The organism is Kitasatospora sp. NPDC028055 (assembly GCF_040637885.1).
Classification (GTDB): domain Bacteria; phylum Actinomycetota; class Actinomycetes; order Streptomycetales; family Streptomycetaceae; genus Kitasatospora.
This window is the reverse complement of record NZ_JBEZXE010000036.1, coordinates 82,746-98,003: the sequence shown is the minus strand read 5'-3', so window position 1 is coordinate 98,003 and position 15,258 is coordinate 82,746. Positions and strand designations below refer to the sequence as shown.

Below are 15,258 nucleotides of genomic sequence, written 5' to 3'. Positions count from 1 at the left end.
GACGTTTTCCGCTCCGTTTTCCGGGGCTTCGTCATCCAACTCGCCGGTGTCTTCTGCGGCTTGACGCCCCGTCCGACGTTTCAAACTCTAGCCGACCCTCGCTCCGAAAAGCGAATCCAGCTGCAATCCGATAAAACGCACATGCCATATAAGCACCGGGCCGAGACGCAAAGAAGCGAAACGGCAGGTGCGGACCTGACGTGGTGTTTCAAGGGATTGGCCGCCCCGGGGCCGTCCGCGCCGATGCGTGTCCGGTGCTCCCTGCCGAGCGACTGGGAGACAGTACCCGTCGTCAGGCCTCGGGGACAAACTCGGCTCGTCAGGCCACGGGCGTCCGCCCGCGCTGGGCCGACCAGGGGATTCCGGGATGCGCCGTCACTCCGTACCCGCCCAGCCCGGAGTGCGGCCACTAACTTTGTCGACGCTTGGTCAACTCCACCCTCTCTCCCCCGGGACCAGCCATGCCCAAAGCCCGTCGGCACGCCCTCTTCACCACGACCAGCCTGCTGGCGCTGCTCTTCAGCGCTGCCCCTGCTCTCCCCGCCCAGGCCGCTGTCCGGGGCCCGATCGCCGACCACCACCACGACAGCGCGCTGCGGTACGGCACCAGCAGCAACTGGTCCGGCTACGCAGCGACCGGCGGGAAGTTCACCAGCGTCAGCGCCGAGTGGATCCAGCCGGCCGTTTCCTGCACCAGCACCAACACCTGGTCAGCCTTCTGGGTCGGGCTGGACGGCGACGGCAGCGAGACGGTCGAGCAGATCGGCACCGAGGCCGACTGTTCGCGCGGTAAGCCGGTGTACTCCTCCTGGTACGAGATGTACCCGGCCTACCCGACGAACTTCGGCAACGCCGTCCGCCCCGGCGACCACTTCACCGCGAGCGTCACCACCAACGGCAGCGGCTCCTTCACCCTGACCCTCCGCAACACCACGCTCGGCTGGAGCCACAGCATCGCGAAGACGCTGAAGAGCGCCACCCTGGCCTCCGCCGAGGTGATCGCCGAGGCCCCGTCGAGCCTCACCGGCGTCCTACCGCTCGCCGACTTCGGCACCATCGGGTTCACCAACGCCAGGGTGAACGGCAAGAACCTCGACGCCTCGAACCCGTCGGTCATCGACATGGCCACGAAGGACGGCGTCACCAAGGCGACCACCTCCGGGATCAACACCGGCACCGACTTCTCGGTGACCTGGCACCACAGCTGACCGGTCCCCCGGCGACGCCTGACGTCCACGGTCGTCAGGCGTCGCCCGTCAGCCGGCGCCCCTGCTCCAGGAAGTCCATCAGGCCGGCGGCGCCGCCGAGCTCGCGGACCGGACGGGCGGCGCCGAACGGCGCGTTCCAGAACTCCCCCTGCCGTAGCTCGTGCGGGCCGACATAGGCGTACGGCTCCGCGAGGAACGCGTCCCCGGGCGAGAGCCCGTAGTTCACCGCGCCGACGGTCACCCCGACGTCGAAGTGCTCGGGCCAGATGACCGGCTCCGCCTCGGGGAACAGCCCCCGCAGCGCCGCCTCGCCGAGCGCGAAGCAGTGCGCGAGCCACCGGGCCGCGGCCGGGTCCACCTCGATCGGCCGGTCGGCGGCGACGCCCGGACCGTCCCGGTACACCCCCTCCGGGGCGCCGACGCCGAGCCCGAGGGCCGCGCCGAGCGCGACGCAGCTGGTCCGTTCGAGCGACACCGCCCGCCCGCGCCCCACCAGCTCCGCGCCCACCACCCGCAACCACGGCTCGGCCACGGTCCCGAACCCGCCCGGGCAGGCCCGCAACCGGATCGTCCCGCTCGCCCGGTACTGCGGTCCGGCCAGTACCAGCTCGGCCACCGCGTGCAGGGAGCGACGGGTCCGTTCGAGCGTCTCTGAGTCCATGGAGGCATGGTCTCCCGGGAAGCGGGTCCGCGCACGCTCCTCCACCGCCCCGACCACCGCCCCCCGACCACCGACCACCGACCACCGCCCCCGGCGGCGCGGAACGGCCCCGCCCGCCGGAGGCCCCGGGCCCAGCCGGCGAGGTCCACCGCGAGGTGCGGACGTTCTCATCGAACTACCTCTTGTAAGTGGGGGGTTGGTGAGGGAATCATGACAGCCCTCACACAACCGGGGAGTTGAGACCTCATGGGCGCCGTGGCGGCCGGCACCGAAGTGGCACGGCGGACGGCCTCGGCGAGTCGCCGTCAGCTGGCGATCCTCCTGACCGCCAAGACGATCTCGGACGTCGGCTACGCGCTCGACTTCATCTGCCTGTCGGTCTTCGTCTGGGAACTCCACCACTCGACCCTGGACACCGGGCTGGTCAGCGTGGCGCTGTACGCGGGCGCGATCGCGGGTGGGCGGCTCGGACACCGCTACGGGGACCGCTGGGACCGCCGTCGGATGATGATCGGCGCCGACCTCGCCCGGTCGCTCATGCTGGCGCTGCTGGCCGTGCTGCCGACGGGCGTGCAGAGCTGGTGGCTGTACCCGGCGGTGGTGGTGGTCGGCAGCGGGCGGTCGGTCTTCGAGGCCACGCTGTCCGCCGCCACCCCCGTGCTGGCCGGGCCGCGCACCCCGTCGGTGAACAGCGCGCTGGCCGGACTCAAGGGGGTGGCGTTCATGGTCGGCATGGGCCTCGCCACCGTCCTGGTCCCCCTGGCCGGGTACCGCTGGGTGTTCGGGCTGGACGCGGCCAGCTACGCGCTCTCCGCCGCGGTGCTGCTCGCCCTGCGCCTTCGGATGCGGGAGCCGGACGGCCCGGGCCCTGGGGATCGGGACCGCTCCGGTGCCTGGCCGTTGCTGGTCGCCGCCGGGCTGGCGGGGCTGGTCGCACTGCGCGGACTGGACGCCTTCGGCAGCGCCTCCCAGCACGTCGGACTGCCGCTGCTCGGCACCGAACTGCGCCCGGACGAGCCCGCCGTGGTCTCCGGTGCGGTGTGGGGCAGCTGGGCGGCCGGGCTGCTGTTGGCGAGCTTCGTGCTGCGGCCCCTGGCCAGGCGCATCGTCGACCGCGCGCCGGCCCGGGTGTACTGCGTGGCCACGATGGTGATGTCGCTGGGCTTCATCGGCGTCTTCTGGCTCGACGGCTGGTGGCCGCGGCTGCTGGCGGCGGCCGGGGCCGGTCTGGGCGACGCGCTGAGCGAGATCACCTACAAGCAGTCCCTCCAGCAACTGCCCGACGGGCGGCGGGGGCGGGCGTTCGGGCTGTCCCAGATCACGGTCAACGCGGGCTTCATGTCCGGCCTGCTCGTCACGAGCCTGGTGCTGCAGCCGGCCTGGGTGGCGCAGTGGGTGCTGCTGCTGCACGGCGTCCCGCTGCTGGTCGCGGGCTGGATGGCGGTCGCCGCGCCCCGGGCCGCCCGCCCGGTCGGGCCGGTCTCGTGAGCGGGCTCCGACGACCGGCCGGCGCCGCCACCGGTGAGGTCTACCTCGACTACGCCGGGCTGGGGCGGCTCCGGCCCGCCGCCGTTGCCGCGATGCGCACCGCCGTGGACGAGGTCCTCCCGTACGGCAGCGCCAGGGTCGGCCCCCTCTTCGGCGCGCGCACCGCCGCCCGGCGGTCGGTCGCCCGGCTGCTCGACTGCACGCCCGACGAGGTCGCCTTCGTCCCCAACACCTCGGCCGGCATCCATCTGGTGGCCGACGGGCTGGACTGGCGCCCGGGCGACCAGGTCGTGCTGTTCGACCGGGACTTCCCGGCCAACGTGCGGCCGTGGCTGCGCCTGCGCCGCCACGGGGTGGAGCCGGTCTGGGTGCCGATGCGTGACGGCGGCTACCGGATCGAGGACGTGGCGGCGGCCATCGGGCCGGCCACCCGTCTCTTGGCGGTGAGCCACGTCAACTTCGCGACCGGGTTCCGCTGCGACCTCGACCGGATCTGCGCGCTGGCCGCCGAGGTCGGGGCGCTGGTCTGCGTGGACGCCGTGCAGAGCTTCGGCGCGCTGCCGCTGTCGGTGGCCGCGACCCCGGTGGACTTCCTCGCCGCGGGCGCGCACAAGTGGCTGTGCGGGCCGCCGGGCACTGGGGTGTTCTACTGCCGGGCGGACCGGCTGGAGCTGCTGCGCACCACGCCCACCGGCTGGTTCGGCCACCAGGGCGCCGCGGAGGTGTCCAAGGGGCCGGGGCAGCTGCGCTACGACCTGCCCGAGCGGGCCGGGGCGGCCAGGGTCGAGGGCGGGATGTACGACCTGGTCGGCATGGCCGGGCTCGCCGCCGCGCTGGCCGAGCTGGAGGAGACCGGGCTCACCGTGGTCACCGACCGGGTGCGCACCCTGGCCGACCGACTGCGCACCGGGATCGCCGCGCTCGGCTACCGCCCGGCGCTCCCCCCGGACGGCGCCGGACACTCCGGCGTCGTGAGTTTCACCGGCCATCGGACGGAAGGGGTGGAGATCGTCCGGAGATTGACGTCGGCCGGAATACACGTTTCCGTTCCGGACGGCTGGGTCCGGGTTTCCCCGCATTTCTGGACAACCGACGAAGAAGTGGCGGAGATCCTTTCGGAGCTTGCCGCGCAGAAGCCTTGACGGCGCCGTTCCGGTTCCCGAAGAATATCGCTCAACCGCTTCGCCGGACCGGATATCCGGACCGGCCCGTGAAAAGAGAGGGGTGGCGAAATGGCTTACGAGACCTGGGAGTCCCTGGAGGACGAGGTCGAGATCAGCACAGGTGCGGCGGACTGCTGGACCTGTCTGATCGACGACGCCGGCGTCTGATCCCGGCGCTCCACGCATGCCCCGCGAGGGATTTCCGGCCCGCCCGGATTCCGTCGCGGGGCATGTCGCCGATCGCCCGGATCCTGATCCCAGAAAGGCACAGGAATTACCGCGTGAACCGTTGGGAATTCAGTCACGGAATCGTCGGGGTCAACGCGCCGAGTTGGCTCACCTTCGAGGTGCACCGCCCGTACTTCGATGGTGCCGAATCACCGGCCACCGCCATCCAGGCGCGGGCCGCGGTCCTGGCCGCCCGGCGTTTCGAGAATCCCGCTCCGGGCGCGCTGCGGTTCGGCATGACGATGCCCGCGAGCTACCGCCGGCTGCTGGTGCAGGAGTCCCGGCTGACCGCCTACCGGGCGGCGCTCCCGACTGACCTGCCCGACGAGCTGGCCTCCCCCGCCTGGCGGCGGATGACCGGGGCGTACCGGCGGCACGCCGAGCTGGACCAGGTGGACCGCTCCGGGCTCGCCCACTGGCTGGTCGCGGTCTGCCTTCCCGCCGCGGTGCTGGAGGTCGTCCCGGAGGACCTCGACCCGGCAGCCTGCCGGGACCAGGTGACGGCAGGCCTCCAGGCCGCCCGCGCGGCCGCCCTGTTCGGCTCCGAGGGCCTGTCCGAGCGGACCGCCACGGCCTACCGGGTGCTGGCCGACCGTCCCGCGCCCACGGTCTCCCACGTCCAGGCGGTGGCCGCCTGGGGCTACCTGCTCGCCCGGCACTCCGGGGACGACTCCGCCGCGCCGCTCCTCCTCGCCCGCGCCAGGGAGCTGCTCAAGGAGATCGCGGGCGAGCTCACCCCCTTCACCCACACCGTCCTGACCGCCCGGCTGGCACTGCGCGAGGTCATGTACGCCGAGCGGCAGCGGGACTTCGGCGGCGCCCGGGCGCTGCTGGCCGACGTCCGGGCGGGCGTCGCCGAGCTGACCGCACCCGACCGGGACGACGAACTGGTCCTGCTGGAGACCCGTCGGCGGCTGCTCGACCGGCACCTGGAGATCGTGGTGCGGATCGGCGACACCGAGGCCGAACGCGCCGCCGTCGAGGAGGGCCTCGCCCTCGATCCGTGGGACGTGAAGATCCGGATGCAGGCGGCGCAGGCCCACGAACGCGCGGGCGAGCACGAGCAGGCGCTGGCCGGCTACCTGCACGCCGCCCGGCTCGGCCCGTTCGGCACCGCCTTCGCGCTGCTGCGGGCCGCCGACCGCGCCCGGGACCTCGGGCACACCGAGTTCGCCCGGGTGCTCGCCGAACGGGCCTTCCGCGCCGCCCCGCGCGCCCGCGCCACCCGGGACGCGCTGCTGGAGGCCTGCCGGAACGACGGCGACCGGCCGCTGGAGGAGCTGACCGCGCGCGCCGCCACCCGGGACGCGGAGCGGCCGTACGCCAACAACTGGCACTACCGGATGTACGCCTCGTACTTCAACCTGGGCGAGTCCGAGTCCCCCGGCCTGTACGCCCGGCTTCCCAGCCTCGCCTACGAGTTCGCCGAGCGCGGGGGTGAGCGGGCCGAGGTCAACTGGCAGCGCCTGATGCCGCCGGCCTTCCGCGGCAACCTGATCCGCGAGTCCGGGCTGACCGAGTTCGCGGTCGACCACCCGGCCGAACTGCCCGCGCACCTGCGCACACCGCGCTGGAACCGGCTGTGCGAGTGGCTGGACGAGTTCGACCGCTGCGAGCCCGAACGCCGGCAGCAGATCGCCATGGTGCTGTACCGGCTCGGATTCACCAAGCTGGTCCTGGAGCTGATCCCGGCCGTGCCGGTCGACCGGCTCCGGACCCCGGCCGAGCTGCGGCTGCACCACTGGCGCGACCTGGTGCGGTACGTCGCCTCGATCGGCACCGCGGTGGCCGCACCGGAGACCTCCTTCGCCATCGCCGAACACCCGGCCTGCCCGACCCACCTGCGGTTCGTCATCGCCGTGGTGGCGGTGGTGTTCCACGCCCGCGAGACGCGTTCGCTGGAGGAGGCGACGCGCTGGCGGGAGATCGGCGCCCGTGCGCTGGAGGAGCTGCTGGCGGACCCGGACCGCTCCGCGTTCGAGCGGACGATGGCGGAGAGCCGGTTCTACCGCAGCGTCAGCTTCGTCCCGTTCATGGCCAGGGACCGCGCGTGGCTGGCCCGCGACATGGACCGCGCCGAGGAACTGGCCCGGGCGGTGCCCGCCGAGGGGCCGTACCAGGAGTTCCTCAAACGGGAGAACCTGCGGGCCTGCGTGGAGAGCCGCTCCAAGGAGTGCTACGCGTTCGGCGAGGACGAGCGCGGCGACCTCATGGTCGCGGAGGCGCTGGCCGTGGACCCGTACGAGCCCAAGACGCACATCGAGGTGGCGGAGGGCCTGCTGCGGCGCGACCGTCCCCGGGAGGCCGCCGACAGCTTCCTGCGGACCGCCCGGCTCGGCCCGGTCTCCACCGCCTTCGGCTACGCGTCCGCGGCCGAGTGCTTCCGGCTGGCCGGTCAGCCGGTCCTGGCCGAGGACTGCTACCTCCAGGCCCTCCGGGTGGACCCGTACGCGATCTCCGCGGCACGCGGCTGGGCGGCCGTCGGCGCGGCCAACGGCATGGCCGAGGCGGCCCGGGCGTACCTCGCCGACCTGGAGGCCTGGGGCGCGGCCCGGCGCGCCGCCCGGCAGGAGCGGCCGTGAGCGTCACCTGGGTGCTGCGCCCCGAGCCCGGCCCCGAGGTGGAGGCCGTCGTACGGCCGGTGCGGGTCGGCGAGCTGCCCGCCGACCTCCCCGCCGCGTTCCTCGCCGGGACCGGGTTCAGCGGCGAGGTGGGCGAGGTACTGCAGCTGCCCGGCACTCCCGTGACCGTGCTGCTCGGCGTCGGCCCGCGGGCCCGGACCGACCGGGACGCGATCCGGGCGGCGGCGGCCGGGCTGGCCCGGGCCGTCTCCGCCTACCGGCGGCTGGCCGTCCACCCGCCGGGCCCGGACCTCCGACCGCTCGTCGAGGGGTACCTGCTCGGCGGGTACCGGTTCACCCGGTACCGGAGCGGTCCGGCCGAGCCGTCCGACCAGCTCGTCGAGGTGCTCGCCCCCGGCACGCCGGAAGCCGCCCGAGGCCTGTTCGAGGGCCGTCGGCTGGGAGAGGCCGTCCTGCTGGCCCGGGACCTGGTCAACGAACCAGGCGAGGCCCTGACCCCGCCCGCGTTCGCCGACCGCGCGGCCGAGGTCGCCGAGGCGGCCGGACTGGAGTGCGAGGTCTGGGACGGCCCCCGGATCGCCGACGAGCGGCTGGGCGGACTGCTCGGGGTCAGCCGGGGCTCCCTGGTGCCGCCCAGGCTGGTCAAGCTGGGCTACCGGCCGGACGGCTGGACGGAACGGCCCGGAGCGGGCGGACGGACCGGGCGGATCGCCCTGGTCGGCAAGGGCGTCACCTACGACGCCGGCGGCCTGTCCCTCAAGCCCAACGCGCAACTGGCCGGGATGAAGGCCGACATGGCCGGAGCGGCCGCTGTCCTGGGGGCGATGTCCGTCCTCGGCGCTCTGGACTGCCCCGTCGCGGTGGACGCCTGGCTGCCGCTCACCGAGAACATGCCCAACGCAGACCCGATCCGGGTCGGCGACGTCCTGGTGATGCGCAACGGCACCACCGTCGAGATCTGCCACGCGGACGCCGAGGGCCGGCTGATCATGGCCGACGCACTGGTCCTGGCCGGCGAGACCGGGCCGCAGGCGATCATCGACATCGCCACCCTCACCGACGCCGCCGCGATCGCCCTGGGCCGCCGGGTCGCCGCGCTGATGGGCACCGACGACACCCTGGTGGAGCGCCTGCGCGCAGCCGGCGCCCGGGCCGGCGAGCCGCTCTGGCCGCTGCCGCTCCCCGACGCGTACCGGCCCCAACTCCGCTCCCGGGTCGCCGACCTGGTCAACTACACCCTCGGCACCCGGCACGGCACCGCACTGCTGGCCGGCCACTTCCTCCGCGAGTTCGTCCCGCCCGACATCCCGTGGGCCCACCTCGACATCCAGGGCACCGCCCTCTCCGACGGGACGGATGCGGAGTGGGTCGCCGGCGCCACCGGCTTCGGGGTCCGCACCCTGGCCGAACTCCTCACCGGCCACCCCCACCCGCCCAGCTGACCGTCCGCCGTCGCGCAGCGGCGTGGAGTGGCACGGAGTGGCGTGGAGTGGCGTGGATCACGCCGGGTTCCGGCCCGTCGGTGAAATGCGGAGGCCGCCGCGGTGGTTGGCACCGGCGATCGCCGCTGCCCCAGCGCACCCCACCGCTACCCGCGAGGAAGCCCCCATGACCGTCACCGAGCCGTCCTCCTCCCGCGCGGCCGAGATCCTCTCCCGGCCCGTCACGATCAACGGGCTGACGGTGCCCAACCGCATCGTCATGGCGCCGATGACGCGCCAGTTCTCCCCGGGCGGCGTCCCCGGCGAGAACGTGAGCGCCTACTACGCCCGCCGTGCCGCCGCGGGCGTCGGCCTGATCGTCACCGAGGGCACGTACGTCAACCACGAGTCCGCCGGGCAGAGCGACAGTATTCCGCGCTTCCACGGCGAGGAGCAGCTCGCCGGGTGGGCCCGCGTCGCCGCGGACGTCCACGCGGCGGGCGGCACCATCGTGCCGCAGCTCTGGCACATCGGGATGGTGCGCAAGCAGGGCGACCCGCCGGTCGCCGACGCCCCGGCCGTCGGCCCGTCCGGCATCCGGCTCGACGGCACCGAGGGCACCGGCCGGGCGATGACCCGGGCCGACCTGGACGCCGTCATAGGCGCCTTCGCCGAGGCCGCCGCGGCCGCCGAGCGGATCGGCTTCGACGGTGTCGAGCTGCACGGCGCCCACGGTTACCTCCTCGACCAGTTCCTGTGGGCCGGCACCAACCGCCGCACCGACGCCTACGGCGGGGACGCGGTCGCCCGGACGAAGTTCACCGCCGAACTCGTCGCGGCCGTGCGCGCCGCCGTCTCCCCCGAGTTCCCGGTGATCTTCCGCTACTCGCAGTGGAAGTCGGACAACTACGACGCCCGGCTCGCCGAGACCCCGCAGGAGCTGGAGTCGATCCTGGCCCCGCTCGCCGAGGCCGGCGTGGACGCCTTCCACGCCTCGACCCGCCGCTACTGGGTCCCCGAGTTCGACGGCTCCGACCTCAACCTGGCCGGCTGGACCAGGAAGCTCACCGGCCGCCCCACCATCACCGTGGGCTCCGTCGGCCTGGCCGGCGACGTCATCGCCTCCTTCGCCGGCGAGGGCTCCGACACCCGGAGCATCGACAACCTCCTCGACCGCCTGGAGCGCGACGAGTTCGACCTCGTCGCCGTCGGCCGCGCCCTGCTCCAGGACCCGGAGTGGGCCGCCAAGGTCCTCGACGGACGCTTCTCCGAGCTCCGCCCCTACGACGCCGCCGCCGTCCGCACCCTGAGCTGACCGGCAGCGGTGGCACCGGTGGCGGGATCGGCCGATCCCGCCACCGGTGCGCGGCCCGCGCCGTATGCTCGCCGGATGGAGACGAACGGGTCCTTACCTCCGTACGAAGTCCTGGTTGCGGGGCCGTACTTCACCGATCTGGTGTTCCACGGCCTGGACCGGCCGGTGCGGCCGGGCACGGAGGTGTTCGCGGACGGCTTCGGCCTGGTGCCGGGCGGCGCGTACACCCCGGCGATGGCACTGCACCGGCTCGGCCGGCGGGTGGTGTGGAGCGCGGACTTCGGCACGGACCCGTTCAGTGCCCACGTCCTGGCCTGCGCCCGGCGGGAGGGGCTGGACGGGGCCGCGTTCCGGCGGCACCCATTCCCGGTGCGCAGCCTGACCGTCGCCCTGGCCACCGAGGACGACCGTGCGATGGTCAGCTTCCAGGACCGGGTCGACCCGGCTCCGCTCGTCCCGCTGCTGCGGCGGTTCCGCCCGAAGGTCCTGCTGCTGCCCCAACTGCGGTGGGACGAGGGGACGGTGGCGGCGTGCCGGGCCGCGCGGGAGCTGGGCGCGCTGGTGGTGATGGACTGCCACGACACGCCCGCGAGCCTCGACGACCCGGCCGTCCGCGCCGTCCTCGCCCTGGTCGACGTCCTCACCCCGAACGACGGTGAAGCCCTGCGCCTCACCGGTGCCGCCGGTCTGGACGAGGCGGTCGACCTCCTCGGCCGCCTGGTGCCCACCGTGGTGGTCACCCGGGGCGCGCAGGGTGCCACCGCCGTCCGGGCGGGCGAGCGCCACGACGTCCCGGCCGCCCGGACCGCCACCGGGGCCGCCACCGTCGACCCGACGGCGGCGGGCGACTGCTTCAACGCGGGCCTGGTGCACGGGCTCCTCGGCGGCTGGGACCTGCCCGACTGCCTCGCCGCCGCGTCGCTGTGCGGGGCCGCGGCGACCACCGGCCCCGGCTCCGGCTCGGCCCTGCGCGCCGAGGAGCTCGACCAGCTCCTCGGCCAGCGCACGCGACCGCTCGCTCGCTCCGCCGAACTCCGCTCGTAGCAGCATGAGATGAACACTTCACCACCCGGCGTGATCGTGTTAGCGTCCGTCGGATGTCGAGGATTCTGGTCACCGATCTGGACGGCACCCTGCTCGGCGGCACCCCGGACGACCGGCGTCGATTACGGGACGCCCTGGCCCGCCACCCCGAGGTGGTCACGGTCTTCGCCACCGGACGCGGCCTGGCCTCGATCCGCGAGGTGCTCCGCGACCCGCTCGTCCCGCACCCCCGGTGGATCATCGCCGACGTCGGCGCCACCGTCCTGGACGGCACCGACCTCACCCCCGTCGACCCCGTCCAGGACCAGCTGCGGGCCGGCTGGCCGGGACCGGACCGGATCCGCGCCGCGCTGCTCCGCTTCCCCGCACTCGCCTACCAGCACGGCGTCCACCAGGACGGGCGGTGCTCCTACCACCTCCCCCCGGACGGGCTCACCGCGGAACTGACCGCGGCCGTCGAGGCCCTCGGCTGCACCTGGGAGTACTCGGCGGACCGCTACTTCGACGTCCTGCCGCCCAACGCCTCCAAGGGCAACGCCCTGCGGGCCCTGGCCGCGAAGCTGGGCTGGGAGTCCGACGGGATCCTGGTCGCCGGCGACTCCCTCAACGACCTCTCGCTGTTCCGCGCCGGCACCCACGCGGTGGTCGTCGACGGGGCCGAACCCGCCCTGCTCACCGCGCTCGCCGGGAACCCGCTGGTCCAGCGCCCGGGCCGGCCCGGTGCGGCGGGCATCCACGCGGCGCTCCGCACGCTCGGCTGGACCTCCCGCGCCGCCGACCACGAGTCCGACGACGGGCCCGGCCACAACTCCGGCCACGAGTCCGACCACGAGTCCGTCGCCGCGGCCGAGGCCGAGGCCGGTGCCGAAACACCCGTCGGCCGGCACTCCCTCGTGGTCGCCTACCACCGCCCGCCGCTGCACTGGAACGGCGAGAGCTGGCAGCCGCCCAGCAGCCCCAACGGCATCCTGCCCACCCTGAGCAGTGCCTTCGCCGACGACCTGCCCGGCGTCTGGGTCGCCGCCCGCACCGGCCGTGACCGGCAGGCGCCGCTCCCGTCCCCGGCCTCCGCCCCGCCCCTGGCCGCCGTCCCCGTCGACCCGGCCACCTGGAGCGGCTACTTCCACCGCGCCTGCAAGGAGACGCTCTGGCCGGTCCTGATGTCCGAACCGGACCGGGCCGTCTTCGACGAACGCTCCTGGGCCGACTACCGCACCGTCAACGCCCGCTTCGCCCGGCACATCAGCGCCCAGGCCGCCCCCGGCGCCACCGTCTGGCTGCACGACTACAACCTCTGGCTCGTCCCGGGCCTGCTCCGCCGGTCCCGCCCCGACCTGAGAACGGGGCTCTTCCACCACACCCCGTTCCCGGCCCCGGAGACCTTCGCCGGCCTCCCCGTCGCCGCCGAACTGCGCTCCTCGCTCGCCTGCCTCGACTGGGCCGGCTTCCACATCGAGGCCTTCGCCGACCGGTTCCGCCGGACCCTCGCCGGCCTCCCGGGCCAGCCGCACACCACCGTCCACCCGCTGGGCATCGACCGGCCGGCCGTCGAGCGGCTCGCCCGCCTGCGCGCCCCGCACCGCCGCCCGGGCACCCAGCGCGTGGTGCTCTCCGTCGAACGCCTCGACTACGCCAAGGCCCCGGTCCAGAAGGTCGACGCCGTCGACCGCCTGCTCGCCCGCCGCCCCGACCTGCGCGGCCGGCTCGCCTTCCGCCTCGTCTGCCCGCCGCCCGAGCCCGGGATCACCGCGTACGAGAGCACCCGCCGGCACCTGGAGCGACGCATCGCCGAGACCAACTCCCGCTGGCGGAGCGGGGCCTGGCAACCGGTCGACTACCTGCCGCGGCGCCTGTCCACCACCGAGGTGATCGACCAGTACCTCAGCGCGGACGTCCTCTGGATCACCTCCCTCCAGGACGGCATGAACCTCACCGCCAAGGAGTTCGTCGCCGCCCGCGCCGCGCTCCCCGAGCACCCCGAGCACCGGGCCGACCCGGGGGTCCTCGTGCTGTCCCGCCACACCGGCGCCGCGGCCGAACTCGGCGAGGCCGCCCTGCTCACCGATCCGCACTCCCCCGAGGACCTCACCGCCGTGCTCGCCCACGCCCTCGACCTCGCCCCGGCCGAGCGCCGCGCCCGGATGGCCCGGCTCTCCGCCCTCCTCGGGAACAGCCGGCCCGCCGACTGGGCCCACGAGATCCTGCGCGCCATCCGGAGCGGCGCCCACCGGAGCCCGGCCGCGTGACGCGCCGTGAACCCCGGCCCGGGAGCTGCCGGGCCGGGGGGTCACGGCTGGAAGCGGATCCCGCCGTCCCGCCCGGCCGCTCCGGCCGCTCCGGCCGCTCCGGCCAGGACGACGTACGCCCGCCGCCACCACTCACCCCACGGACGGTACGGCCGGGGTACCTTCGCGACACGGATCGCGGGGCGTGATCGAGTGCCAGCAGCGCTACGAGCGCCGACCCGGCGACCCGACCACCCGGCGACCCGACCACCCGGCCCCCGGCGACCGCCGTCCCGACACCGACAGGAAGGCCCCGCGAACCATGGCGCAGCATTTCGGTGACTACCAGAACGAGATCTACCTCAACGGGCTCGGCGGTGTGCTGCCGACGATGCCGATGGCCTTCGCGGAGTTGGAGGCGCGGGCGCAGGCCGCGTTGCCGCCGTCGGTGCTCTCGTACGTCGCGGGCGGGGCCGGGGACGAGTCCACCCAGCGGGCGAACGTCGCCGCCTTCGAGCGGTGGGGGCTCTACCCGCGGATGATGGTCGGCGCGAAGGAGCGGGACCTGTCCGTGGACCTGTTCGGGCTGCGGTTTCCCTCGCCCCTGTTCATGGCGCCGGTCGGGGTGATCGGCCTGTGCGCGCAGGACGGCCACGGGGATCTCGCCACCGCCCGGGCGGCCGCCCGGACCGGCGTGCCGATGGTCGCGTCCACCCTCACCGTCGACCCGCTGGAGCAGGTCGCGGCCGAATTCGGCGACACCCCGGGCTTCTTCCAGCTCTACACCCCCACCGACCGCGACCTCGCCGCCAGCCTGGTCCACCGCGCCGAGGCCGCCGGGTTCAAGGGCATCGTCGTCACCCTGGACACCTGGGTCACCGGCTGGCGCCCGCGCGACCTGGCCGCCTCCAACTTCCCCCAGCTGCGCGGCCACTGCCTCGCGAACTACACCTCGGACCCGGTGTTCCGTGCCCGCCTCGCCAAGGCCCCGGAGGAGGATCCGGGCGCGGCCGTCCTGGAGTGGATCCGGATCTTCGGCAACCCGCTGACCTGGGACGACCTGCCCTGGCTGCGCTCGCTCACCGACCTGCCGATCATCCTCAAGGGCCTCTGCCACCCGGAGGACGTCCGCCGGGCCAGGGACGGCGGGGTCGACGGCATCTACTGTTCCAACCACGGCGGCCGGCAGGCCAACGGCGGCCTGCCCGCACTCGACGCCCTGCCCGGGGTCGTGGCGGCCGCCGACGGCCTGCCCGTCCTGTTCGACTCCGGGGTGCGCACCGGCACCGACGTGATCAAGGCGCTCGCCCTCGGCGCCACGGCGGTCGGCATCGGCCGCCCGTACGCCTACGGGCTGGCGCTGGAGGGCACCGACGGCATCGTCCACGTCCTGCGCGCCCTGCTCGCCGAGGCCGACCTGCTCATGGCCGTCGACGGCTACCCCGCACTGGCCGACCTGACGCCGGAGGCGCTGGTACGGCTCTGACACGGGTAGCCGTCCTCCTCCCGTGTGACGGATGCGGCGCGGCTCGCCGAGCGGGCCGCGGCCGTACCCCCCCTGGGGAGCGGCGTGGCAATTCCGACATCCGAGCCGTAATCAGACAACCCGAACATGAAATGTCATCAATTCAACTAACTGAATTGCGGATACGGCCGACGAGGGCGCGGAACACCCGCCCGGTCCGGCTTCCGGGAGATCCACCTCACCCTCCGCTGGTCATGCCGCCGCAACACGGCAGCAATGAAGCCTCAGGTCGTATCCATACCATCTGACGGCAGTCCGACCAGGGTTCCGAAGGCATATCCGAGTGATAGCCTTGCTTTCTGCGAGCGGGTGACCCCACAGACCCCGATGTCGCATCAGCTGACGAACCATCCGCGCACCGCTGAACCTCAGTGCGCACGCCCGGTCCGTTTCCCGAA

10 protein-coding genes are annotated in these 15,258 nt (G+C 74.0%); 9 read left to right on the top strand and 1 reads right to left on the bottom strand.

The genetic code is table 11. The features are described from left to right. Positions 1-461: 461 nt before the first annotated feature. On the top strand, positions 462-1,208 hold the full coding sequence (locus AB0F71_RS29025) for a G1 family glutamic endopeptidase (protein ID WP_360240141.1): 747 nt from the start codon (positions 462-464) through the stop codon (positions 1,206-1,208). Between the two features lie 34 nt (positions 1,209-1,242). Here AB0F71_RS29025 and AB0F71_RS29020 read toward each other — a convergent pair whose 3' ends face one another. Further along, positions 1,243-1,869 (bottom strand): hypothetical protein, encoded by a 627-nt coding sequence (locus tag AB0F71_RS29020; RefSeq protein ID WP_360240138.1) that lies wholly within the window; start codon positions 1,867-1,869, stop codon positions 1,243-1,245. Between the two features lie 246 nt (positions 1,870-2,115). Here AB0F71_RS29020 and AB0F71_RS29015 point away from each other — a divergent pair, with 246 nt between their 5' ends. From AB0F71_RS29015 to AB0F71_RS28980, 8 genes are all read left to right on the top strand, one after another. Beyond that, positions 2,116-3,357 carry an MFS transporter gene (locus tag AB0F71_RS29015; RefSeq protein ID WP_360240135.1) on the top strand — a complete coding sequence of 414 codons (1,242 nt, stop codon included), beginning with the start codon at positions 2,116-2,118 and terminating at the stop codon, positions 3,355-3,357. Further along, positions 3,354-4,499, top strand: a complete 1,146-nt coding sequence (locus tag AB0F71_RS29010; RefSeq protein ID WP_360240132.1) for an aminotransferase class V-fold PLP-dependent enzyme — start codon at positions 3,354-3,356, stop codon at positions 4,497-4,499. Before AB0F71_RS29015 ends, AB0F71_RS29010 begins: the two co-directional genes overlap by 4 nt. A 302-nt stretch (positions 4,500-4,801) precedes the next feature. Beyond that, a complete protein-coding gene (locus AB0F71_RS29005) occupies positions 4,802-7,330 on the top strand; it encodes a hypothetical protein (protein WP_360240129.1) in 2,529 nt (842 codons plus the stop codon). Further along, entirely contained in the window at positions 7,327-8,772 is a 1,446-nt protein-coding gene (locus AB0F71_RS29000; RefSeq protein WP_360240126.1) for a leucyl aminopeptidase, read from the top strand. Before AB0F71_RS29005 ends, AB0F71_RS29000 begins: the two co-directional genes overlap by 4 nt. A 166-nt stretch (positions 8,773-8,938) precedes the next feature. After that, on the top strand, positions 8,939-10,066 hold the full coding sequence (locus AB0F71_RS28995; RefSeq protein ID WP_360240123.1) for an NADH:flavin oxidoreductase: 1,128 nt from the start codon (positions 8,939-8,941) through the stop codon (positions 10,064-10,066). Positions 10,067-10,141: 75 nt separating this feature from the next. Beyond that, positions 10,142-11,110 carry a PfkB family carbohydrate kinase gene (locus AB0F71_RS28990; protein WP_360240120.1) on the top strand — a complete coding sequence of 323 codons (969 nt, stop codon included), beginning with the start codon at positions 10,142-10,144 and terminating at the stop codon, positions 11,108-11,110. A gap of 53 nt (positions 11,111-11,163) precedes the next feature. Then, on the top strand, positions 11,164-13,356 hold the full coding sequence (locus AB0F71_RS28985) for a trehalose-6-phosphate synthase (protein WP_360240117.1): 2,193 nt from the start codon (positions 11,164-11,166) through the stop codon (positions 13,354-13,356). A 301-nt stretch (positions 13,357-13,657) separates the two neighbouring features. Next, positions 13,658-14,821, top strand: a complete 1,164-nt coding sequence (locus AB0F71_RS28980) for an alpha-hydroxy-acid oxidizing protein (protein ID WP_360240114.1) — start codon at positions 13,658-13,660, stop codon at positions 14,819-14,821. Positions 14,822-15,258: the final 437 nt, after the last annotated feature.